Annotated in this window: 22 protein-coding genes and 1 pseudogene; all 23 read left to right on the top strand. The window is 45.1% G+C overall.

Going from position 1 to position 24,640, the window contains the following annotated elements; translation table 11 throughout:
- Positions 1-5 precede the first annotated feature (5 nt).
- On the top strand, positions 6-1,151 hold the full coding sequence (locus Q8O20_RS02150; RefSeq protein ID WP_305529799.1) for a pyridoxal phosphate-dependent aminotransferase: 1,146 nt from the start codon (positions 6-8) through the stop codon (positions 1,149-1,151).
- Positions 1,152-1,186: 35 nt separating this feature from the next.
- Positions 1,187-1,420 (top strand): hypothetical protein, encoded by a 234-nt coding sequence (locus Q8O20_RS02145; protein ID WP_304741723.1) that lies wholly within the window; start codon positions 1,187-1,189, stop codon positions 1,418-1,420.
- Complete coding sequence (locus tag Q8O20_RS02140; protein WP_305529798.1) at positions 1,405-1,695, top strand: type II toxin-antitoxin system RelE/ParE family toxin; 291 nt, start codon at positions 1,405-1,407, stop codon at positions 1,693-1,695. Before Q8O20_RS02145 ends, Q8O20_RS02140 begins: the two co-directional genes overlap by 16 nt.
- Positions 1,696-1,793: 98 nt before the next feature.
- Positions 1,794-2,639: a deoxyribonuclease IV gene (nfo, locus tag Q8O20_RS02135; protein WP_305529797.1), complete on the top strand. Its 846-nt coding sequence runs from the start codon at positions 1,794-1,796 to the stop codon at positions 2,637-2,639.
- Positions 2,639-3,820 (top strand): OmpP1/FadL family transporter, encoded by a 1,182-nt coding sequence (locus tag Q8O20_RS02130; protein WP_305529796.1) that lies wholly within the window; start codon positions 2,639-2,641, stop codon positions 3,818-3,820. Before nfo ends, Q8O20_RS02130 begins: the two co-directional genes overlap by 1 nt.
- Before the next feature lie 118 nt (positions 3,821-3,938).
- The gene (locus Q8O20_RS02125) at positions 3,939-5,675 is read left to right on the top strand and encodes an ATP-binding protein (RefSeq protein WP_304738134.1); all 1,737 of its coding nucleotides are present in this window, start codon (positions 3,939-3,941) and stop codon (positions 5,673-5,675) included.
- A 106-nt stretch (positions 5,676-5,781) separates the two neighbouring features.
- Positions 5,782-6,438: pseudogene (locus Q8O20_RS11945) on the top strand (methyl-accepting chemotaxis protein); the annotation flags it as partial.
- A gap of 30 nt (positions 6,439-6,468) precedes the next feature.
- Positions 6,469-6,876, top strand: coding sequence for a CZB domain-containing protein (locus Q8O20_RS11940; RefSeq protein WP_371131544.1), 408 nt, complete (start codon positions 6,469-6,471; stop codon positions 6,874-6,876).
- Between the two features lie 312 nt (positions 6,877-7,188).
- Entirely contained in the window at positions 7,189-7,578 is a 390-nt protein-coding gene (locus Q8O20_RS02115; protein ID WP_304738128.1) for an NAD(P)H-quinone oxidoreductase subunit 3, read from the top strand.
- A complete protein-coding gene (locus Q8O20_RS02110; RefSeq protein WP_015652669.1) occupies positions 7,560-8,069 on the top strand; it encodes an NADH-quinone oxidoreductase subunit B family protein in 510 nt (169 codons plus the stop codon). The genes Q8O20_RS02115 and Q8O20_RS02110 overlap by 19 nt, the downstream gene beginning before the upstream one ends.
- Positions 8,069-8,875 (top strand): NADH-quinone oxidoreductase subunit C, encoded by an 807-nt coding sequence (locus tag Q8O20_RS02105; protein WP_305529794.1) that lies wholly within the window; start codon positions 8,069-8,071, stop codon positions 8,873-8,875. The genes Q8O20_RS02110 and Q8O20_RS02105 overlap by 1 nt, the downstream gene beginning before the upstream one ends.
- Positions 8,876-8,886: 11 nt before the next feature.
- Positions 8,887-10,113 (top strand): NADH dehydrogenase (quinone) subunit D, encoded by a 1,227-nt coding sequence (nuoD, locus tag Q8O20_RS02100; protein ID WP_305529793.1) that lies wholly within the window; start codon positions 8,887-8,889, stop codon positions 10,111-10,113.
- A gap of 12 nt (positions 10,114-10,125) precedes the next feature.
- Complete coding sequence (locus Q8O20_RS02095) at positions 10,126-10,350, top strand: NADH-ubiquinone oxidoreductase subunit E family protein (protein ID WP_304738111.1); 225 nt, start codon at positions 10,126-10,128, stop codon at positions 10,348-10,350.
- 9 nt (positions 10,351-10,359) lie between these two features.
- Entirely contained in the window at positions 10,360-12,396 is a 2,037-nt protein-coding gene (locus Q8O20_RS02090) for an FAD-dependent oxidoreductase (RefSeq protein ID WP_305529792.1), read from the top strand.
- 10 nt (positions 12,397-12,406) lie between these two features.
- Positions 12,407-14,659, top strand: a complete 2,253-nt coding sequence (locus Q8O20_RS02085) for a 2Fe-2S iron-sulfur cluster-binding protein (RefSeq protein ID WP_305529791.1) — start codon at positions 12,407-12,409, stop codon at positions 14,657-14,659.
- Positions 14,656-17,142 (top strand): NADH-quinone oxidoreductase subunit G, encoded by a 2,487-nt coding sequence (locus Q8O20_RS02080; protein WP_305529789.1) that lies wholly within the window; start codon positions 14,656-14,658, stop codon positions 17,140-17,142. Before Q8O20_RS02085 ends, Q8O20_RS02080 begins: the two co-directional genes overlap by 4 nt.
- A 3-nt stretch (positions 17,143-17,145) precedes the next feature.
- A complete protein-coding gene (nuoH, locus tag Q8O20_RS02075; RefSeq protein ID WP_305529788.1) occupies positions 17,146-18,135 on the top strand; it encodes an NADH-quinone oxidoreductase subunit NuoH in 990 nt (329 codons plus the stop codon).
- 12 nt (positions 18,136-18,147) lie between these two features.
- Complete coding sequence (gene nuoI / locus Q8O20_RS02070) at positions 18,148-18,771, top strand: NADH-quinone oxidoreductase subunit NuoI (protein ID WP_304738097.1); 624 nt, start codon at positions 18,148-18,150, stop codon at positions 18,769-18,771.
- A gap of 11 nt (positions 18,772-18,782) precedes the next feature.
- Positions 18,783-19,361, top strand: coding sequence for an NADH-quinone oxidoreductase subunit J (locus tag Q8O20_RS02065; RefSeq protein ID WP_304738093.1), 579 nt, complete (start codon positions 18,783-18,785; stop codon positions 19,359-19,361).
- Positions 19,361-19,666, top strand: coding sequence for an NADH-quinone oxidoreductase subunit NuoK (nuoK, locus tag Q8O20_RS02060; protein ID WP_304738090.1), 306 nt, complete (start codon positions 19,361-19,363; stop codon positions 19,664-19,666). The genes Q8O20_RS02065 and nuoK overlap by 1 nt, the downstream gene beginning before the upstream one ends.
- A 3-nt stretch (positions 19,667-19,669) precedes the next feature.
- Entirely contained in the window at positions 19,670-21,556 is a 1,887-nt protein-coding gene (nuoL, locus tag Q8O20_RS02055) for an NADH-quinone oxidoreductase subunit L (protein WP_304738088.1), read from the top strand.
- A 9-nt stretch (positions 21,557-21,565) separates the two neighbouring features.
- A complete protein-coding gene (locus Q8O20_RS02050; RefSeq protein WP_304738085.1) occupies positions 21,566-23,113 on the top strand; it encodes an NADH-quinone oxidoreductase subunit M in 1,548 nt (515 codons plus the stop codon).
- Positions 23,113-24,618: an NADH-quinone oxidoreductase subunit NuoN gene (nuoN, locus tag Q8O20_RS02045; RefSeq protein ID WP_305529787.1), complete on the top strand. Its 1,506-nt coding sequence runs from the start codon at positions 23,113-23,115 to the stop codon at positions 24,616-24,618. The genes Q8O20_RS02050 and nuoN overlap by 1 nt, the downstream gene beginning before the upstream one ends.
- Positions 24,619-24,640: the final 22 nt, after the last annotated feature.

Here is a 24,640-nt window from a genome sequence, read left to right as displayed (position 1 = left end):
TTTTTATGAAACTGAGTCAACGAAGCGGCACAATCGAACAATCCCATATCCGTTCTATGACGAGAGCGTGTAATGCACTGAACGGGATCAATATGGCGCAGGGAGTCTGCGATCTCGAAGTGCCCCGCGAGGTGATCGAGGGGGCATATGCGGCGATGAATGAGGGGATTAATATTTATACTCCGACCGAGGGATTGCCCCGATTACGTTCTGCAATAGCCGCTAAAATGAAACGGTTTTATGAGGTCGAAATCGCGCCTGAGCAGGTGCTTGTCTCTGATGGAGCGACAGGGGCATTTTACACGGCGTGTATGGCGCTCTTGAACCCTCTCGATGAGGTGATTTTATTTGAGCCGTATTATGGATATCACCGCTCCACTCTTACCTCACTAGGAGCTGTCCCGACCTATGTCCGTCTTGAAACTCCTGAGTGGAAACTGGATATGGATGTACTCGAAGCGGTTGTTACCTCTAAAACGAGAGCGATGGTGATCTGTAACCCCGCTAACCCGAGCGGTAAAGTTTATACCCGTGACGAACTCGAAGCAATCGGGCATTTTGCCGAAAAACACGATCTGATCGTGTTTGCCGATGAGATGTATGAGCACTTTTTGTACGGCGATGCAGTTCATATCACGGCACTCAGTGTTCCGAGTTTAAAAGAGAGATGCGTTGTCCTCTCAGGCTTTTCCAAAGTATTCAGTATTACGGGTTGGCGGTTGGGATACGCCATAGCTCCCGTGAGCGTTATCGAAGCGATGGCACAACTCAACGATCTCATCTACGTCTGCGCCCCCGCACCGTTACAGATCGGTGCGGCGGTCGGGTTAGAGACTCTGGGAGATGGGTATTACACCGAGCTTGCCCGAATCCACGAGCATAAACGTGATCTTTTCTGCGATGCGCTTCGTGATGCGGGGCTCATTCCGAGTGTTCCATCAGGTGCGTATTACGTTATGACCGATGTGAGCAGTGTTATGGGAAATGATGATTTTGAAAAAGCGATGGCGATACTGGAAAGAACAGGAGTTGCATCGGTTCCGGGACGGGCATTTTATCATGACGATGCGGGGAAAAATATGGTGCGCTTTTGCTACTCTAAACCTCTGGATGTACTCGAAGAGGCGGCGGAGAGAATACGACGTTTATGATATAATATTGAGAATTATGACAGAAGGAGGGATCAATGTTAAGTGTGCAAATTAACAATCCTGCGGTCGAAAATTTCTTTCACCATTCATCAGAGTCCATCGTGCAGTTCCTCGAAAAAGCAGTTGCTCATTTAGAAAAAAAACCTTCGTTTATCGTATCATCGATGGATGAAGCGCGTGCACGAGTAGAAAGCGCGCGAAAGTCTGATGATACTCTTTCCGAAGAAGAATACAAAAGCGATATGGAAGCCTTTTGGAAAACCGTGTAATTCGGATTATTCGTAACCGGAAATTCACTATTCAACTTCAAAATATTCTCCGTTTTATTGCACATGACAAACGTTCTGCCGCAATCGATTTTCAACATGAAATTGATACTAAATTTGAGCTTTTAAAAACTCAGTCTATGATGGGACGCGTATCATCGTATGCTGATGATGAGAATGTGCGTGATCTCATCCATAACGGATACACCATTGTTTATGAAATCAAAGATGAACAAACAATTCGGATTTTGGAAATCTTCAAATGGCAAGATAAATGAAGATACAAATCTAACTATTCGGAATTTCTGAATAGTTGTCTGTGTTAGTTCCATTTTGGAAATAGTTCAAATAATTAAAAATACACAAGGAAATTAATATGTCTAAATTTGTTGGAGCACACGTCTCCGCTTCGGGCGGCGTTTTTAACGCTCCACTCAACGCGATGAAAATCGGTGCCAAAGCATTTGCCCTTTTTACCAAAAACCAAAAACAGTGGGCGGCAAAGCCTCTCGATGATGAGACGATAGCTCTGTTTAAAGCAAACCTCGCCAAAAGCGGGATTCTCCCTAAACACATTCTCCCCCACGATTCGTATCTGATCAATCTCGGTCATCCCGAAGAGGATAAACGACAAAAATCGCTCGAAGCGTTTATCGATGAGGTGAATCGCTGTAGCCAGTTAGGATTGGATCGTTTGAACTTTCATCCGGGGAGCCATTTGAAACAAATCAGCGAAGAGGAGTGTATCGATCGTATCGCTTCGAGTATGAATGAAGCGCTGAGTGTTACCAACGGTGTCACATTGGTAATCGAAAATACGGCGGGGCAGGGGAGCAATCTGGGATGGCGTTTTGAGCATTTAAGTGCCATTATAGAGCGGATTGAGGATAAATCACGGGTCGGCGTCTGTATCGATACGTGCCATATGTTCACGGCGGGGTATGACATCCGAACCCGCGAGGCGTATGACGCAACCTGGGCGGAGTTTGATACAATTGTGGGATTTAAGTACCTCAAAGGGATGCACATCAACGATTCAAAACCCGATCTTGGGAGTCATGTCGATCGACATGATTCACTCGGTAAAGGGAAAATCGGTTTGGATGCATTCGGATTTATCATGAATGATCCTAGAATGGATGATATTCCTTTGGTTCTTGAGACGATTGATGAGACGATTTGGGCTCAAGAGATCGAACTTCTGTATGGAATGGAGAAATAATGAGAATTTTGGCTCTATCGGTTATTGCATCTGTAACGGTGATGGCGGGGGGATATAAAATTCCTGAAGTTTCCCTCAACGGCACCGCACTCAGTGCGGCGTATGTTGCTAATGCCCATGGAGCCGATGCGGCGTATTATAACCCTGCGGCTATGATCTATAACGAGGATGCCAATCTTCTCGAAGTGGATGCGACGTATATCGGACTAAGCTCAATCGATTTCGACGGCACGAGCGATTACAGTTCAAAAGAAGAGAATTTTTTGGTTCCGTCTCTCCATTTTGCATCCAAAAAATTGGGTGACAGCGGCGTACGTGTCGGGTTGAGTGTTGTCGTTCCGGCAGGTCTTTCGAAACGATGGGAGAATCCGATTCCAAAAGCGACAGCCGAAGAGTTTACGTTGGAGACGGTTGAGTTTAATCCCTCACTTGCTGTTGCACTCAGTGATACGGTGAGTATGGGTGTCGGATTTCGTATGGTTAAAACGGATGGGGTTGTTAAGAGCAGTTCAGCTACACCGACTTTACGAGATATGAGTGGTGACTCCATTGATTATGGCTATAATTTAGCATTAAACTACCGTCCGATATCTCATCTATCATTAGCTGCTACGTATCGCTCAAAAATTGATTTAACAGTGGAAGGATCTGCTGCTTTACGTTATTTAGCAGCAACATATAGTGGACCTGCTAGTGTCACGGTGCCAATCCCTGCAACTCTTAACCTTTCTGCTGCGTATACCTTTGAAACGGGAACAACCGTTGAAGCGGTATATGATCGAACATTTTGGTCAGCTTATAAGAAATTGGATTTTGAATACAGTGGAACTCCGAATGCGGCAACAGTGGCTTTCGGTGCACCGATCCCTAAGAATTGGAAAAATACGAGTAGCTACCGTTTAGGGCTGACCCAACACTACGATAAATGGACTGCCATGGCAGGATTTGCGTATGATGAATCTCCGGTGCCGGAATCGACACTCGGATATGAGTTGCCCGATTCGGATGCTTGGATGGTTTCTTTAGGGGGACGTTATCAATTGGATGAGCATTGGAACATTGGTTTAGCCGGATTGATTGATGTTAAAAAATCACGAGAAGTTCATAACAGTTCTATCAACGGTGAATTTTCTAACGCACGTGCTTATTTGGTCACTGCCGGAATCGAGTACCGCTTTTGACCCAATATAAAGAACATTTGTCAATGTTTAAAATCCCTAAAACCATTACCGTGGTAGAATCATTACCGAAGACTACCACAGACAAAGTACTCAAACGCGTTTTAATAGAAGGAATCCTTTGAAATATCTGATCGATTTTTTAGACAATAAAGTAATAGAAGAAACCCATATATTTTCACAACTCAAATGTACCGTAGAAGAAGCAAAAATATTGCAGCTCCTCACCCGTAAATTTTTACAGTCTCAAGAAGATGTGATTGTCGCCGAACTCCTACAAGAGCTTTACGGGGCGGACGATTACTCTTATCTGAGCCATTTCGGTGAAGTGAAAACATTATTAGAACTGGGGTGGATTACCCATCACTCATTTACTCCGATTAAAATCAGTGAGCTGTCACATTTGGAATTGTATAACACTCCCGTTGCTGTCACATCCGTCTTTATGAAGCTCCTTGAAGAGGGTTCGTTGGAGATGACGCTTCCCGATATTAAACCCTATGCCGATCATTTAGAGTATCTCCAAGATCAGTTTTTTCGCATCGAGCTGTATCAGAAAATGTCGATTATCCGCCATAACGGAAACGAGCACTCGCTGGGGATCAACCGTATCCAAAACAAGCTTGATCTCCTCGAAAAACGGATCGATGAGCGGATTGCCCAAACCTCACTCGATGTCGTATTGGATCGTTTTTTCAAACAAAAGAAACTGGAACCTAAAGAGCAGGTTATTTTCTTAGCCCTCCTCAAAGAGGAGTACAGCGCAACGGAGGGAAATTTACGAGAGATGAATACTCTCATCGATCTTATTAGTTTCGATGATTACGAGCGGATTAAAAACCGTGCCCTCTTAGAAGACGGTGCTCGCCTTATAAACGAAGAGGTGATCGATTATGAGGAGATGCTCAATCCGTTCGGCGGAATCAGCCGTGCTTTTTATATCGTCGATGAGGTACTGCAGTCGATTATGCACCCGCAGAAAAAGAAAAAAGTACGCAAACTTAAACTCGATATGCTGATCAAAGAGCAGGAGATTTTTGAGTTGATTGAACCGACGACCTCATTGGAAAATGTTGTCCTCAACCCTTCCACCGAACAGACACTTTCTAATCTTATGCGTCAGTTGGATCGCGAAGTGATCGCACGACTGCATGAATGGGGAGTAAAGGATAAAAAAGCGGGAATCGATGCACGGATCATTTTCTACGGCCCTCCGGGGACGGGGAAAACGCTTACCGCACACTCCCTTTCACGCTCATTGAAGCGTCAGGTTTTAAGCTTTGATTGTTCCAAAATTCTTTCAATGTATGTCGGGGAATCGGAAAAAAACGTCCGCAAGATTTTTGATACCTATGCCGATTTGACCCGCCAGACAAAAACGGAACCGATTTTACTCCTGAATGAAGCGGATCAGTTTCTCTCTTCGCGCTCATCCGGAGTCGGTTCCTCTGCTGATCAGATGCACAATCAGATGCAAAATATCTTTTTGGAACAGATTGAGAAATTTCAGGGGATTTTGATTGCAACCACCAATCTTCTCGAAAATATCGATCAGGCATTTTCACGTCGATTTAACTACAAGATAGAGTTTAAAAAACCGGATCAGAAACAGCGGCTCACACTCTGGAAAATGATGCTACCGCGTAATGCACCTTATGCGGAAGGGTTTGATGTTGAAAAACTTTCAACCTATCCTTTAACAGGGGGACAAATTAATTTGATTGTCAAAAACACGGCCTACCAAGTTGCCGCACGCGCTGAAGGTTCCTTCAGACTTGAAGATTTTATCAGTGAAATCCAAAAAGAGCGTTCAGGAAGTTTTGAGGGTGAAAAGTCGGTGGGATTTTTAAGCCATTGATTATCAAAAACCTATCACAATGTGACCTAAATTTAACCAAAGTATTGTTTTTGCAATCAAGCAGGGGTATAATCCAGCCATTACGAGCTATAGAGCGGAGAAAAGTATGGGTTGGTTTAGTGATGATACACGGCTGAGAGAAGACCTCGCAGAGCTACAAAAAGAGAATAGTGCACTTCGGGAGCAAAATCAAGAACTCTCCCTTAAACTTCATGAGTGTGAAACGAAGATCGTAGAAGAGGATGAGCGGCATCGATGCGGAAATGCGTCGGCCATTATGACCTATCAAAATGAGCAGCTGAAAAAAAATCTTATCGATGTTCAAGGCAATATGGCTTCATCGGTCTCTTCTTCTAAAGAACATATTGCTCAATCCACGGAGTTACTGGGAAATATTGTTGAGCTTGGTCATAAAGCATCGGGTATTTCACATACGTTGGAAGGGTTGAATGCTCTGGCATTGGAATCTATGGAGACGGTTAAAGCTCTATCGGAACGTGCGCAAGACGTAGCGAGTATTTTGGTGCTGATCAAAGATATCTCTGATCAAACAAACCTATTAGCCCTCAATGCCGCAATCGAAGCGGCGCGTGCGGGAGAACATGGGCGAGGGTTCGCGGTCGTCGCGGATGAAGTACGTAAGCTGGCGGATAGAACGGATAAAGCGATCAGTGAGATCAACATCTCATTGCAGTCGATGAAACAAGATGTTACGACTATCGGCGATAAATTTGAGCAAGTCCAAGAGAGTATCGAAGAATCAAACGAATCAATCGGAAGCTTTAATGCTAATATGGATCATAATGCACAGATGATGCGTGAAACATTTGCCAGCACCGAACATACGGCAGAGCGGGTCTTTATGAGTTTGGCAAAATTGGATCATATTGTCTGGAAAGTAAATACCTATCTTTCTGCGGTCACTAAAAAAGAGCAGTTTAATTTTGTCGATCACCATAATTGTCGTTTGGGCAAATGGTATTATGAAGGTGAAGGCTCCGATTTCTTCAAACATACACCAAGCTATTCATCCCTTGAATCTCCCCACTCCGTTGTCCATAACTCTACCCATAAAATCTTTGATCTGATGAAGAGTGAAGATCTCGGATCTGAGCGATTTGTAAAAGTGTTTGAAGAGATGGAACATGCAAGTGACGGTGTGTTCGCTACACTTGATCGGATGCTTCAAGAAAAAAACTGATATTGCTTCGATTAGTAGCATAGTGTATTCTTTGGAATACGCAAAAGCTCCTCGAACTACACGCTAAATTGTTCCGTTTTGATACGATACGAGAACATTCTTCCCAAAGTGTTACGAAATTTAACATTTATCTCCAAAACCCAATTGTACGGTGTTTCTTATAGTGACAGACCCATTTAAATATCGTATGGATAAGGGTTTGTTTAATTCTCTTTTTGTTATAGTGCAATAACTGTTTTTATAAAAACCGTAGAGCGTGGCGGAGAATCTCTCTGCGACGGGATATGCCATCAACCACAAAAGGTCGGAACTATGGAGCATTACAACGTAGCAAATCCCTATTTTGGGGTATTTGTACTGTTTGTGTTAACGTTTGGTGCATTTTATGCCACAACCGTCATTGCGCGGATCGCGAGCCGAGCATTAGCGGCTAAAGATACTGAAAAAATTAAACTTACGGTTTACGAATGTGGACCGGAGGTAACGAAGCAACCGAACCGTATCTCAACGCAGTTTTATCTGTTCGCATTGTTGTTTTTATTGTTTGATGTGGAGATTGTTTTTATGTTTCCATGGGCAATCGATTTTAAACTATTAGGCTGGTTTGGATTCGTTGAGATGATGATGTTCATCTTATTGCTGGCAATCGGTTTCGTTTATGCGTGGAAGAAAGGGGCTCTCGAATGGCACAACATCAAGTAAATTATCTGAAAGACGGCGGGCTTCCCGTTGCGTTGACGACGATTGACAAAGTAGTTAACTGGGGTCGGTCAAACTCCATCTGGGCATTGACGTACGGTTTGGCATGCTGCGGTATTGAAATGATGGCTTCGGGTGCATCCCGTTACGACTTCGACCGTTTCGGTACGATTTTCCGTGCTTCTCCGCGTCAAGCAGAACTTATGGTTGTTGCGGGAACATTGACGAAAAAACATGCGGAGTTTATCCGTCGTCTGTACGATCAAATGACCGAACCTAAATGGGTTATCTCTATGGGTTCATGTGCCAACACGGGCGGGATGTTTAATACCTACGCAACCGTTCAAGGGGTTGATCGTGTTATCCCTGTCGATTTGTATCTCCCGGGGTGTGCTCCACGCCCTGAGACACTTCAGTACGCAGTATTATTGCTACAACAAAAAATTCGACGTGAGAGTGCATCTCGCGCTCAAAAACCAAAAAGGTTGATGTAATGAGAGCTTACACCCCTAAAGACGACGTACAGAAAAAACCCTATTACACCGACCGTTACTGGGTTGCCCCTCAGGTAGCGAAAAGCGATGTCTCTGCAGATGCGGTATTCGCTGCGGATCTCGAAGCGATCAAAGCAAAATTTGAAGTTTTGGATGCCTATATCCAAGTGAAACAAATGGTTGTTGTGATCAATGCAGCGAATAACTTCGGAGTTATTGAACTCATGAAAAATGAGCTTGAGTACAATCAGCTCTCTGAATTATCAGCGATCGACTGGTTGGCGCAAGAGGGAAAATTTGAGATTTTCTACCAAATGCTCAGTATGTCCAAGCGTAAACGTATTCGTGTGAAATGCAAAATTGATGAAAAAGAGTCGATTCAAAGTCTCTCTTCTCTTTTCCGTTCTGCCGACTGGTCTGAGCGTGAGATGTACGATATGTTTGGTGTAGTGGTGAACAACCATCCGTTTATGAAACGTATCTTGATGCCGGATGACTGGGAAGGGTTCCCACTTCGTAAAACCTATCCTCTTCAAGGGGATGAGTTTGCCCAATGGTATGAAGTGGACAAAATTTTCGGAAAAGAAGCACGCGAGATTATCGGGCCTGAAAACCGTGATTCGGCGCGAGTGGATCGCTACGATACCGAGCGGTTTTCGCGTTTGGGTCACGAAGTACCGCGCGGTGCCGACATCTCTCAAGGTGAACCGGATACTCCATTGTGTTACCAAGAGAATGAGGGTGTATTCCTCATCCAAAAATTTGACGCAGAAAAAAGCGTCGTGATCTCTGATCGCGATCGTTAAGGAATTACAGTATGCAACAAGCCAATAGATTACGACCTTTTTTTGAAAATATTACGTTTGACCGCGACGATAATGAACTGATCCTTAACTTCGGGCCTCAACACCCCTCGGCACACGGTCAATTACGTTTAATGCTCCATTTGCAGCAAGAGCAAATCACGAAAGCCCATCCGGATATCGGATATCTTCACCGTGGTATGGAAAAAATGGCGGAGAACATGATCTATAATGAGTTCATGCCGACAACCGACCGTATGGACTATATCGCTTCAAGCTCAAACAACTACGGCTTTGCATTGGCGGTAGAAGAGCTCATCGGGCTTGACGTTCCTCGTCGTGCCAAAGTGATCCGTATGATGCTTTTGGAAACGAATCGCCTTATGTCCCACCTTTTCTGGTTGGCGACGACGGCTCTGGATATCGGGGCTATGACGGTGTTCTTGTTCGCATTCCGTGAACGTGAATACTTGATGGATTTGATCGAAGATTATTGCGGAGCGCGACTAACCCATGCGGCAATCCGTATCGGCGGGGTACCGCTTGATCTCCCTGATAATTTCATTGCGGATTTACGTAAATTCCTCGATAAATTGCCGGAAAACATCAAAGACTACGAAGACCTTCTCGATACCAACCGTATTTGGTTGATGCGTATGGAGAACGTTGGGGTTATCTCTAAAGAGATGGCGCTTAGCTGGGGATGTTCAGGGGTAATGCTCCGTGCTTCAGGCGTTGAGTGGGATATCCGTAAAGAGGAGCCGTATGAACTCTACGACGAAGTGGAGTTCAACGTTCCGGTCTCCGACAAAGGGGACAACTATGCCCGTTATAAACTCTACATGGCAGAGATGCGCGAGTCTGCGAAAATTTTGTATCAAGTGATCGATATGTATGAGGGGACTGGACCTGAGCTCATGGCGCATGCACCGCAATACATCTCGGCACCGAAAATCGACATCATGACCCAAAACTACTCGTTGATGCAGCACTTTGTCCTCGTGACTCAGGGGATGCGTCCTCCGGTAGGAGAGGTTTATGTGGCGACCGAATCACCTAAAGGGGAACTTGGCTATTACATTAACAGCCAAGGGGGAGCTTATCCGTACCGTCTAAAACTCCGTGCGCCGTCATTTTGGCACACCGGAATTTTGACCGACTTACTGCCGGGTCACTACATTCCGGACGTTGTATCTATCATCGGGACGACTAACATCGTCTTCGGTGAAGTAGACCGCTAAAAGGAGCATGCAGTGAAACGTTATGATTTACGTCATTTAAAAGAGAATTTTGCAGGCCGCATGTCCACTATTATCAAAGAAGAAGCGGTGAGCGGTGAAGTATTGATTTTCTTGTTTGAAATCGGTGATTTTACCCCCGTACAGCAATCCGCTGATTTGGTTAAAGAGCTTGGATGTGAGCTCATGAACTCGTTGAAATTCAACGAAGCTGACTGGACCATTGTGGTCAAGAAATAAGGAAACGTAGTGAGTAAAGTCTATTTCTCCACGTGGCGGGGTGAGCAGATCAACAACATCGGCAAAGCTGACGATGCTTGGGAAAATTCTGCTTATAACCTTCCGTTGGAATACAATGAACACGCCCATTCCAAAGCGTTTATCGGTTGGGACGGAGTGGCGCTTTTTAATCCTGATGTGGATGTGGTTCGTCTTGCAACAGAATATGCGGCGCAGTATCAGGTCTATTCCGAAGCGTGCGGACGCTGTGCACCGGGACGATGGGGCGGACGCATTTTGTACGATTTGCTCGATAAAATCGCTCGCGGTGAAGGTGCCGTTTCTGATATGGAACACCTGCGCGAGGTCTCTAAAACGATGCAGGAGACCTCTAAATGTGAGATTGGTAAAACCGTTCCTACTCCATTGCTTGATCTTATGACTCACTTTGAATCAGAATTCATGGCATGTATCGAGAACCAAAAACCGTCCAAGCATTACCATTTGGAAGATACCAGCTATATCGCGAAAATTACCGCTCCGTGTATGGATGCGTGTCCGGCACATGTCGATATTCCGGCGTATATCGAGGGTGTACGCGATTTACGTTTTGATGATTCATTGATGGCGACCCGTCAAACGATGCCGCTTGCCCATACCTGCGGACGTGTCTGTCCTCACCCGTGTGAGAGCGAGTGTCGCCGTACAAACCTTGACGAGCCGATTTCGATCATGGAACTCAAACGTCTGGGTGCCGATTATGAGACCGATCACGGATTTGGATTCTTTCATCCGAGCGAGAAAAAACCTTCCCTCGGTAAAAAAGTAGCCGTTATCGGTGCGGGTCCTGCGGGACTTGCGGGAGCGTATTATTTAGCGCTGGATGGTATCGACGTCGATGTCTATGAAGAGCTTCCGGTTCTCGGCGGTGAAGTAGCGGTCGGAGTTCCGGAATACCGTATGCCGATCGACAAATACAATCAGGATATCGAAGCCGTTCGAAGCCTTGGGGTGAATTTTATCACGAACTCCAAAGTCACCGCTGATATGATGCGCCGTTTTGAGAATGAGTATGATGCAACGCTGGTCGCTACCGGTACCCGTATCTCGAAAAAAGTCTATTGTGACAATGAGCGTCCTGAAATCCAAGGATATTGGGGTGCCATCGACTTTTTGGATAAAGTGAACCTCCAAGTTAAATACGACATCATGGTTCCCGAAGCCGATCAAAAACGTCATATGCTACCGGCGGATTTCGTTGATTTAACCGGTAAAACACTGGTGTGTGTCGGGGGCGGATTTACCTCTATGGACGTTGTCCGCTGTGCAATCCGTGCAAATGCCAAAAAAGTGGTGATGTTGTACCGTCGTGATGAAGCGACAATTATTAAAAATACGACGTATGAAGAGTATCACGAAGCGGTCGAAGAGGGTGTTGAATTTATTTTCCACTCTGCCGTTGCGGCGATGAAGGATGAGAATGATGTTCTCAAATCATTGATCGTTGATCGTTTTGAACTGGTTCCCGATCCGAACGGCGGACGTCCGACATTGGAAAAAGTGGAAGGGGCAAGCTTTGAGATGGAGTGCGATTATCTCATCCCTGCCGTTTCTCAAAGTGCCGATTTGAAACTTCTCCCTGAAGAGTGGGAGATCGAGCGTACCTCATGGGCGACGATCAAAACGAATGGAAAAGATTATATGACCTCACGTAAAGGAATCTTTGCGGCGGGGGATTGTGAATACGGTCCGATGACGATTGTTAATGCCGTCGGTCAGGCCAAGCGTGCCGCATCGGTCATGTCACGCTATGTGCTAAGCGGTGAAATCACTCTAAGTGATGATGAGATTATGGAAGATCACCTCCGTAAACTCAAAGTCTATGATAAAAAAGAGAAAATTCAAGGGTGGCTTCCAGGCTTGCCGCGCCAACACAGTGAAGTGCTCACGGTGGATGAACGGCGCGATAACAATCGTGAAGTGAAATACGGTTTTACACAAGAAGAGGCACTCGCAGAGGCGGAACGCTGTATGCGTTGTTACTATATTGCGATGGTCGCACATTAAGGGGGGATGGATGATTAACTTTACGATTAACAATCAACCCGTAACGGCACAAAAAGGGGAGACTATTCTCCAAGCGGCACGGAAAGCTGGATTTTATATCCCGACGATGTGTTATTTGGAAAAAACAACCCCATGTGCATCATGTCGTTTGTGCGTGGTGGAAACCGATAAAACCGACGGACTGATTCTCAGCTGTCAAACTCCTCCGACCGAGGGGCTAGCCGTTACCATCGATTCGGATCGTTTAAAAACCGAACGAACGAATATTATGCGTCTTTATGATGTGAATCATCCGTTAGAGTGCGGCGTGTGTGACAAATCGGGTGCGTGTGATCTTCAAAATAAAACATTAGAGTTCGGCGTTTCGGCACAGCACTTCAGTGCGAAAGATCAGCTCCGCCACATCGAGCATTGGGGATTGATCAACTACGATCCCTCATTGTGTATTTTATGCGAAAAATGTGTCCACGTCTGTAATGAAATTATCGGTGACGATGCAATTACCCTTCAATTTGGGGGATACAAATCTTCCGTCATACCGAAAAACAGCGATGTTCTCGATTGTACGTTTTGCGGCGAATGCATCGCGGTATGTCCGGTGGGTGCATTGGTCAGTTCGGAATTTCAGTATAGTGCGAATGCATGGGAACTTTCTCAAGTACCTGCTACGTGTGTTCATTGTTCGGCAGGGTGTTCATTGAGCTATGAGGTAAAACACACCTCGACGAGCAACGGAGAAGATCGTATCTACCGTGTTACCAATGATTTTGAACACACGACCCTTTGCGGTGCGGGACGATTCGGTTTTGATTTCGATCACCAAGCCTCTAAAGACGAAGCGGAATTTGCAAAGGCAATCCATGCGATAAAGAGCGCCGAAGCGATTCGTTTCAGTTCACTCATTACCAACGAAGAGGCTTTGATTCTTCAACGCCTCAAAGAAAAAACGGGGCTTAAGCTCTACAACGAAGAAGCACGTGCGTATCAGAGTTTTATGGCGGCTTACAGTTCAATCAGCGGTAAGAGCGGATTCGGCGGAACTCTTGATGCCATTACCCAAAGCGACGGGATCATTGTTCTCGGTGGACGTATCAGCACCGATAATCCGGTCGTCCGTTATGCTGTAACGACGGCAGCACGTCATAGAGGTGCAAAAGTCGTTTATATGCATCCGCTTGAAGATGAACTGCTTCAAAACGTTGTAACCCAGTTTGTGAAATACGAAGTGGGAACTGAAGAGGGTGTCGTTGCCATGTTAGCTTCAACCCTCCTTGAGGGTGCAGATATCAGCGAAGAGAACCGTGAGTATTTCAAAGAACTTGACGAGGGGTATTTGTGCGCTGAGAGCAATGTCGGTGATGAAGAGTTTACGCGAATTGCCCAATCGATGAAGAGAGCGAAACGAAAAACTCTTGTGATCGGAAGCGATGTATTGAACCATAAACGCTCCTCCAATATTGCACGTCTTTGTGCCATGATTGAGACTTATACCGAGTTTTCGGTTGTGGTAATACCTACAAATGTCAATACCGTCGGTGTATCGCTTATCTGTGATTTGGATGTAGATAATGGCAACGGAAATGTTGTCGGTTACAATGCAGCGGGAAGCTACACGATAGGCTCATTCGGGGATGCGATGCTTCCGCTTGCAGCACTCAACAGCCAAGAGGGGACATTCGTCAGTATCAACTATCACGTATTGCCGACCAATGTAGCGGTAGCATTTAAGGGGTACACCCTCAACGACCTTGCAAATGCCCTCGGTGTTAAAGCAGAAAACACCATTGATTACACCATTGAACTGCCTCGTGAAAAAGGATTTGAGAGAAAATCATTCGATGATTTGGGTAATTTCTACAGTGTGTTGGGTGATGATAATCGAGGCTATATGCTCGAAAATTGTGATGTCGACACAAACGGTAAGCTCGAAGAGATTGCCGATTTACCGGAGTTTAACGGAACGGTTGTCTATCGCTGTAATCCGGTGAACCAGTTTAACAGTTATACGGCGCGCACTGAACAGCTTGAAAAAGATACAACTTTACGCGGTTCCGCACAGTTTGCCGCTGCTGCAAAAATCGGTGATGGTGATAAAATTCAAATTGAGTTTGCCGGTAAGACGCAAGAGAGGATTTTTAAACTCGATACTTCATTAAAAGGGACAGTAGCGTTGGTTCCGACATACGATGAAGAATTCGGTGCGCTAAGCGAACAATACCGTTTTGAAAAGGTGAAAATTATGAAGATGGGGAGTGGATCATGAATGAAATCACGATTACCATAGACGGTCGTAGTGTTCAGACGCAAGAGGGTGAATATATCCTCAATGCGGCGCGAGCCAACGGGATATTTATCCCTGCGATTTGCTATCTGACACGATGTTCACCGACATTGGCGTGTCGTATTTGTTTGGTTGAAGCCGATGGCAAGCAAGTCTATGCGTGTAATGCCAAAGCCAAAGAGGGGATGGATATTACGACCACCACACCGAATATTTTGGCAGAGCGCAGAGCCATTATGGAAGTTTACGATGTAAACCATCCTCTAGAGTGCGGCGTGTGCGACCAATCGGGTGAGTGCGAGCTTCAAAACTATACGCTTGAAGTGGGTGTTGATTCACAAACGTATTCGATCAAAGATACCCATAAACCGGCACAAGACTGGGGCTTAATCCACTATGATCCGGCTTTGTGTATTATGTGTGAGCGTTGTATTACCGTCTGTAAAGATATGATCGGGGATGCGGCACTCTCTACCGTTGCACGCGGCTCTGAGGCAATTGAGGCTGAATTTAAAGAGTCTATGCCTAAAGACGCCTACGCGATGTGGAACAAACTCAACAAATCGCTTATTGCTCCAAACGGCGGCGACAGACTTGATTGTACCAACTGCGGTGAGTGTACGTCAGTATGTCCGGTCGGGGCATTGGTGAGCAGTGATTATCAGTACACCTCCAATGCGTGGGAACATACCCAGATCCCTGCAACATGCGCCCATTGTTCGGCAGGGTGCCAGCTCAGCTACGATATCAAACATACCAGTATCACAGATCCTGAGAAGAAAATTTACCGTGTCAAAAATGAGTGGAACTATGTATCCCTCTGCGGTGCTGGGCGTTACGGATACGATTTCGAGAATCGCGATGTGGTTAAAAATGCGGCAGCCTTTGATGCAGCGATTGCAGCCTTTAAAAAAGCCGATACCATCGCATTTACTTCGACGATCACCAACGAAGAGGCATTGATTCTTCAACGTTTGAGCGATAAATACGGCTACAGATTGGTGAATAACGAAGCGCTGGCACTTAAAAAGTTTTTGAGCAGCTACAGCACGATCAGCGGAAAATCACTTTACGGCGGTGATTTGAAACAGGTTCACGAATCGGATTTCGTTGTCTCTATCGGAAGTGCACTCAAAACGGATAACCCGAATGCCCGTTTCGCGATGAACAATGCCCTCTCCATGAACAAAGGGGCAGGGTTGTATTTTCACCCGATTAACGATCCCGTTATCGCCGATATGTCTAAAAACGTGACGCAGTTTAACCATGCACCGATGATGGAAGAGGCGGCTTTGTATTTGATGCTCGATCTTTTCGGGGATAAAGCGGCAATGCCATCAAGTATCACCGAATATTTGGCAACGTTCCATTCGATGAAAACCGTTACGGTTGAAGAGACAGTGGATGAGAAAGTGACCGAAACGGTTGTCAAAAAAGTACTCAACGAAGAGAGCGGCATCGAAGAAGAGGTGAGCGAAGAGGTCACTAAAACCATCAAGAAAAAAATCTCAAAAGAGGTGGAAGTGGATGAAAATAGTCTCTTCGATCTCGTGAGCGCTCCGAGCGGATTTGCCGATACCCTTACCAAATATTTGGCGAAAAAAGAGATGTTTAGCCTGATGGTGGGACCTGATTTGTATACCCATCCACATTCTGAGAATTGTGCACGTCTTGTGGCATTGATTGAAAAATACACACCGTTTAGTGTCACAATGATCCCGAATCTCTCCAATACTCTCGGTGTTGCGATGATATGTGACCTTGAAAATACACGTGGAAGTTACACTATCGGTTACAACACAGCAGGTGATTTCACCCTCAGTGCAATGGGCGGCGGCGATTTGGATATGCCGTCTCTGAATCAGCAAGAGGGGACATTACTCAGCATCGATAAACGGGTGAATCCGACCAATGCCGCACTCGGTTACGGCGGATATGTTCTGAATGATTTAGCTAATGCTCTTGGCGTAAACTCGAAATTCACTGTTGATTATACGGCGCAGCTTCCTGAAAATAGAGGATTCAAGGCAATGGCATTTGATACCCTTCCGAACCATTTCACCAATACCGGCGAAGAGATTCGCGGATACCTGCTAGAGAATATCGCAGTACATGTCAGCGGAGATGAAAGCGTAACACCGTTTAATGCAGATTCGGCAATCACGGATAAAGTGGTTTACTTGGCAAATCCGGTACTCCAATTTTCACCGTTTACGGCAATGTCACACCAGCTTAAAGGCTCGGGTGGTTTATACGTATCTGCTTCAGCTATGGAAAGCAACGGATGGAATGAAGGAGACATGGTGAGGGTTAAAACCGCACGCGGTGAGCTAAGCGTTAGCGTTATCACAGACGGTAAAATCGAGGGAGACATTTCGTATCTTCCGACATTTGATACCGCTATCAATTCTGAGGCACTGTTTGACGGTTACCGTTTTACGTGCGTATCAATTCAAAAGGTGTAAAGCATGGATGTAGCATTCATTATAGAGACGATCGTTAAAATCGTTGTCATCTTGTTAATTTTCTCTGCGCTTGCGGGTCTTGGAACCTACTTTGAGCGTAAGGTGCTGGCGTTTATGCAACGCCGTCTTGGACCGATGCATGTTGGGCCGTTCGGTTTGCTTCAAGTTGCGGCGGATGGGATTAAACTCTTTACCAAAGAGGATATTATCCCTCAAAACGTTGTGAAGCCGATTTTTAAAATTGCTCCAGTTATTACAGCAGCAACGGCATTTATGGCCTCTGCTGCGATTCCGTTTTGGCCTCAGTTTACGGTATTCGGATACACAGTGCATCCGATTGTCGCTGATATCAATGTCGGTATCCTCTACGTTTTAGGGGTAATGGCCATCGGATTGTACGGACCGCTTCTTGGGGGTATGGCATCGGCGAACAAATGGTCGTTGATCTCTGCTGCCCGTAGTGCCGCCATCTTCATTTCGTATGAGGTTATTTCGGGATTATCGCTATTGGCACCCCTTATGATGGTGGGGTCATTGTCGTTAATTGACATTAATAACTACCAAGCGGGTGGAATCGGCAATTGGATCGTATGGTCACAACCGGTAGCGTTTATCCTTTTCTGGATTGCCGCTTTTGCTGAGACGGGACGTACACCGTTCCATCTTGTTGCGAACGACCACGAAATCATCGACGGTTTCGGTACGGAGTATTCGGGTATGCGTTGGGGACTTTTCTTCATCGGTGAATACGCCAATATGTTCTTCATCTCGTTTGTAATCGCCATCATTTTCTTGGGCGGTTTTGGTGACGGTACGATTGCCGGGGCTATTCAGCTTCTGTTAAAAGTAGCGTTTTTCTTTTTCTTTTTCCTATGGACACGCGCTGCATGGCCGGATGTCCGACCTGACCAATTGATGTGGTTGTGTTGGAAAGTATTAATGCCGATTGCGGTGATCAACATTGTGATCACCGGTATCGTGATGATGTTCTAAGGAGGTTGGGTTATGCATCATGAAGAACCATTTACGAATCGTAACGTGAGCGAGTCATCTGCTTACTATTACGTCGATATCGAAACCTATCCGACTGAAGGATGGGATAAATTTAAGCAGGTTGTTAAACGTACGTTCAACGGAGAACTCTTTGTAGGTCTTTGGGTTGTACTACGTGAGATGATTAAATTCGATATTCACACGCTTCAATACCCGCTTGAAAAACTCCCGATCGGGCCGCGTTACCGTGCGGTACACAAACTATTACGTTTGTGGGAATCGGGATATGAGCGTTGTATCGGATGCGGATTGTGCGAAAAAATTTGTATCTCCGATTGTATCCGTATGGACACCCGTATCGATGAGAACAGCCGTAAAGAGGTTACCGAGTACAGTATTAATCTCGGGCGTTGTATTTTTTGCGGCTACTGTGCCGAAGTATGTCCGGAACTCGCGATCGTTCATGGCGGACGTTACGAGAATGCTTCAGAACAACGTGCCCATTTCGTCATTAAAGACGATATGCTGACTCCGCTTGATCTTTTAAAAGCGGGTGAACAAGCAGAATACCCAGGCTTCGGAGCCATTATCCCAGGAAGCGACGCGTCGGTCAAAAAGACCCCGTTGGCGTATTAAGGAGTCAAAGTATGTTTGAAGCAATCGCTTTTTATCTGTTTGCGGCCCTCACAATCGTGATGTTTACTATCACCGTTATGACGAGCCAAGCGCTGTATGCGATTACCGCAATGGCGGCAGGGATGATTTTCATCTCCGCATTTTTCTTTATTTTGGGTGCCGACTTTTTGGGTGCGATCCAAATCATCGTCTATACCGGTGCGGTAATGGCGTTGTATGCCTTCGGTATGATGTTCTTCGATACAACGCGTGATGTTGTTGAAAAACGGACCAATCCTCAGATCGTTTTTGTTCTTGGGGTCTTGGCAGCAGTCATGGTAGTAGCAATTTTCGTTGCACCGATCGTATCCAATAATATTCAAGCCCTCTACCCGATCCAAGAAGGAGTCGGTAACTCACAAGCGGTAGGTATGGTTCTTTTTACAAAATACCTGGTTCCGTTTGAGCTTGCAGCCGTTATGTTGCTTGTTTCGATGATCGGCGGAATTATTTTAGCCGGTAAAAAAATGGACAAATCGTTAACCTTGATGGCAGAAGAAGATATCAGCACGATGGATGACGGTTTTGAACCACAAGCAGGGGGACACTAATGGAAATTACATTATCCCATTATCTTGTATTATCCACTATTTTATTTGCTATCGGTTTGGTCGGGGTTATGCGCCGTAAAAATCTTTTGATGCTCTTTTTTGCAACCGAAATTTTGCTTAATGCAACCAACATCGCATTTGCGGCGATCTCTCACTATATCGGCGATTTGAGCGGACAAATGTTTGCATTTTTCATTATTGCGATTGCGGCATCGGAAGTAGCGATCGGGTTGGGTCTCCTCATCGTATGGTACAAACGTACCGGTAAGATCGACCTAGATCAAATGAATTCAATGCGAGGATAGGCTATGGAACTTTATTTATATATTGCACTCTTTGCTCCGCTGGTAGGGTCGCTTTACGCTGCTCTTTTCGGTGGATCACCTAAATCGCAGCATGTCGGTATTGTGGCATCGGGATTACTCTTTACCTCGTTTGTGAGCAGTGCACTTTTGCTCTCTTACGTATTGGGCGGTCACACTGTTCATGTCGAGATGATGACATGGATAGCAACGGGGGATCTTTATATTCCGTTTGGATTTGTCGTTGATCAAGTGAGTGTTGTGATGATGATGGTCGTTACCATCGTCTCCACAGTTGTTCATATCTACTCTATCGGGTATATGGATCATGACAAAGGATTCAACCGTTTCTTCTCATGGCTTTCGGCATTCGTTTTCTCGATGATGGTACTCGTTATGAGTGACAACTTCGCAGGACTCTTTATCGGATGGGAAGGGGTCGGTCTTTGTTCATGGGGACTCATCGGTTTTTGGTATCACAAAGAGTCGGCGACATGGGCGGCAAACGAAGCGTTCATTATGAACCGTATCGCCGACCTTGGTATGTTGATCGGTATCTTCTTGTTGTACTGGAATACGGGTTCACTTCAATACGACGTCGTGTTTGCTGAAATCGGAAACCTTCCGTTAGTGGTTACAACGTGGATCGGTATTTTCCTCTTTATCGGTGCAATGGGTAAATCGGCGCAGTTTCCGCTCCATACATGGCTTGCCGATGCGATGGAAGGCCCAACACCTGTCTCTGCGTTGATTCACGCGGCGACGATGGTTACCGCTGGGGTTTATCTGGTCGTTCGTGCCAATCCGATTTATGATTTGATTCCTAATGTCGGGATCTTTATCGCAAGTCTCGGTGCATTTGTAGCATTGTTTGCCGCTTCTATGGCACTCGTAAATCGTGATATGAAACGTATCATTGCTTACTCTACCCTCTCGCAGCTGGGATATATGTTCGTAGCGGCTGGGCTGGGTGCGTACTGGGTAGCGTTATTTCACCTTATGGCGCACGCATTTTTCAAAGCACTCCTTTTCCTCGGTGCGGGTAACGTGATGCACGCGATGCACGATGAACTTGATCCGTTCAAAATGGGTGGCTTGCGCAAAGTGATGAAAGGGACGTTTATCATGATGACCCTTGCCTCCGTTGCATTAGCAGGTATCTATCCGTTTGCCGGATTCTTCTCAAAAGATCTGATCTTAGAGGTCGGGTTTGTTGAACACCATTATGTTATCTATACTGTCTTGTTGTTGACTGCCGGTCTGACGGCATTCTATTCATTCCGTCTTGTCGCGTTAATCTTCCACGGGGAAGAACGTTATAAACTTTTCGGTATTCATCCGCATGAGGCATACAAATTTATGTTGGTTGCGATGTCACCGCTTTTGGTATTGGCGATCATTGCCGGTTCATTTAAAATGACCTATTATCAATTGGTTACCTCATTGCTTCCATCGACTCAATACCATGTTCATGGTGAAATGACTTATTGGATTATGACGATCGGAACACAGTTGTTTGTAATTGCCGCTATTGTGTTTGCGTATAAAAAATACAGCAACTGGAACAGTGTTCCGGATGGCTCTTCCAAACTGGAAAATAGTTTTGGCTATAAACTACTCTGGAATCAATATTACATTCCAAAATTTTATGATGAAGTGTTTTCTAAACCGTATTTGGAACTCTCTAAAATCGCATGGAAACAGATCGATCTTAAAATCGTTGATGCAACGGTCGATGGAATCGCAAATATCATCTACAAAACGGGTGAGAATACACGCGATATCCAAAATGGAAATCTCTCCACGATGCTTCGTTGGATGGTTATCGGCTTAGTCGTTTTAATAACACTAGCCGTTGCCTTTACCGTCGGATACAACGCGGTTGGCGCTTAAGGAGTAATGATGATAGATCATATTTTAACACTTTTAATTTTCTTTCCGGCATTGGCTGCAATGCTCGGATTTGTCGTCACAAAGGACAGTATGAGAGCGTACGGAATTGCCGTAGCATTCATTGAATTTGTCCTCTCTTTGTGGTTGTGGTATGCGTACGATCCGATGATTTCGGGGATGCAGTTTATGGAGTCAATGCCGTTAATTCCGCAGTTTGGTATTAATTACCTCTTAGGTGTCGATGGTATTTCGCTTTTCATTATTATTCTTTCAACTTTTTTCACGTTGATCGGTATTGCGTCATTGACCGAAACACGCCGTATTAAAGATTTAATTATTACGTTGTTATTTCTTGAGATGACGATGGTCGGTGTATTCGCAGCACTTGATGCTATCGTGTTTTACGTATTTTGGGAACTCTCTCTTGTACCGATGCTCTATATCATCGGAGCATGGGGCGGGCCTCTTCGTATTTATGCGTCGATCAAATTTTTCCTTTACACCTTTACAGGTTCATTGGTTATGCTTGTTGGTATGCTCTTTATGGCCTATTTCTATTATCAAGCAACAGGACAGTGGAGCTTCTCGATCCTTGAGTGGTACCGTTTGATTTTGCCGGAAAATTTCCAGCTGTGGTTATTTGTAGCATTTTTCTTGGGCTTTGCGATCAAAGTTCCGATGTTCCCGTTCCATACCTGGTTACCGTACGCTCACGGACAGGCACCGACCATCGGTTCGGTTATTTTGGCGGCGATTTTGCTTAAAATGGGAACCTATGCATTTGTCCGTTTCTCATTGCCGTTGTTTCCGGATGCATCAGTGTTTTTCATGTTCCCGATCGCTATTATCGCTATCATCATGATTATTTATACGGCGATGGTAGCCTATGCGCAAGAGGATATTAAACAAGTCGTAGCGTATAGCTCCGTTTCTCACATGGGGGTTATTATCCTCGGAACGTTCGCTTTGAACGTTGAGGGTGTCAGCGGTTCGGTATTCCTGATGCTAGCACACGGTGTTGTATCGGGGGCGCTGTTCTTGCTTGTCGGCGTTATCTATGATCGCCGTCATACAAAATTAATGTCTGAATTCGGCGGGCTTGCATCGGTTATGCCGCGTTATGCGACGATTTTCGGAATTATGATGATGGCATCGGTTGGCTTGCCTCTTACGATCAATTTCGTCGGAGAATTTTTGTCTCTTTTAGGTTTTTATAAACAATCACACATGTTAACACTGACTGCCGGAGTCGCGATTATTGTCGGAGCTATTTATATGCTTGCGGCCTATAAAAAGATGTTCTTTGGCACCGTAATGAATGAAAAAAATAAAAATCTCAAAGATTTGAATAGAACAGAGTACTTAGGACTTATTCCTCTTGTTATTGTTGCTATTTGGTTAGGGGTTTATCCGAAACCGGTATTAGAGCCGATTAACAACAGTGTTGAATCGGTCATTCAGTTGATGCACGATAAAGCGCAAAGCCAAGAGGCAAAAGCGCGTATTCCTGATCTCTCAGGCAAAAATGAGATTATTCCAATGCAGGAGGCGCACTAATGTTGGAGCCGATTAATGTTTCACTAGCGTCGCTCAATTTAGCGACCTTAGCTCCGATGCTGATAGCCATCGTCGGTGCGTTGGCAATTTTGGTGATCGATATGGTGAAAGGGGGATTGCATAAATCATTATACGTGATGATCAGTCTCCTTTTCTTGCTCCTTGATTTGGGAGCATTGGTCGATTTTGCCGGTCTATTTATGAAAAACGGAACCGTATTAGGGTTCTTTGATGTCATGTTGATGGATGGGATCGCAATTTTGTCCCAAATTATCATCGTTGCGGGTTCGATGCTCTTCATCCCGTTGGCATTGACCTCTAAACGTTTCCATGAGTATAACTATCCGGAATATTTTGCTCTTTTCTTGTTTATGATTGCAGGGTTCCAATTTATGGTAGCTACCGATAACCTTATCTTGATCTTTGTCGGTCTTGAGACGGCATCATTGGCACTGTATACTCTTATCGCATTGCATAATCGTAAAAAATCGTTTGAAGCGGCAGTGAAGTATTTTACAATGGGTGCTTTAGCGGCAGGTTTTTATGCATTCGGATCGATGATTTTGTATGCGATCAGCGGCTCGGTTGAGATTAACCAAATTGCTACTGTATTGGCGGAAGATCATTACAGCAATATCGGTTATGTCCTTGTATCCATGGCGTTTATGATAGCGGCATTCGGATTTAAACTCTCTATGGTTCCGTTTCATACATGGACACCTGACGTGTATGAGGGCTCATCCGCAGCATTGGCCGGATATATGTCTATCGTTCCGAAAATCGCAGGATTTGTCGTCGCAATGAGGCTGTTTGAATTTTTGGTTCATAGCGGTGTCGTATGGCTCCAAGTGATCCTCTATATCGGTGTGGTTGTTACGATGACGGCATCCAATATTTGGGCATTGGTACAAACCGATGTTAAGCGTATGTTGGCTTACAGTTCGATCTCGCATGCCGGTTTTGTCATGGCCGCTATTTTGATCGGTACGACGCAAGCCAATACGGGACTTTTCTTGTATTGGGCTCTCTTTAGCTTTACCAATTTGGGAGCCTTTACGATGCTATGGGTCAACCGTCAAAAAAATCTTTTGCCGGGACAAAGTTCGGATCATCCGTATGAAAAATTCTCAGGTATGGTAAAAACAATGCCGATGGCTGCGGTCATGATGGCACTGTTTATGCTTTCACTTGCAGGGATTCCTCCTTTTGGTTTATTTTGGGGCAAAATATATATGATCGGTTCTGCCGTCAGTGCCGGTTATACGGTCTTAGCTCTCATTATGGCGCTTAACTCTGCAATCGCGGGATATTACTACCTTAAACTGATCGTTTTCATGTTTATGAAAGAGCCGATGGTGGGATACGATCAATTCTATTTTATGAATGCATCACTCTCCCTTAAAACCATTATCGGTATTGCGGCAGTCGGAACGATATTCGCCGTCTTTACTGTAAACCCTCTCTTGGAAGTTATTACGCTATTCGTGTATAATAGCGGTTATTAAAAGGAAAGAAAAAGGGGGAAGG

Source organism: Sulfuricurvum sp., from assembly GCF_030691015.1.
Lineage (GTDB): Bacteria > Campylobacterota > Campylobacteria > Campylobacterales > Sulfurimonadaceae > Sulfuricurvum.
The sequence above is the reverse complement of the archived record's forward strand: the minus strand, read 5'-3'. Positions and strand labels throughout refer to the sequence as shown.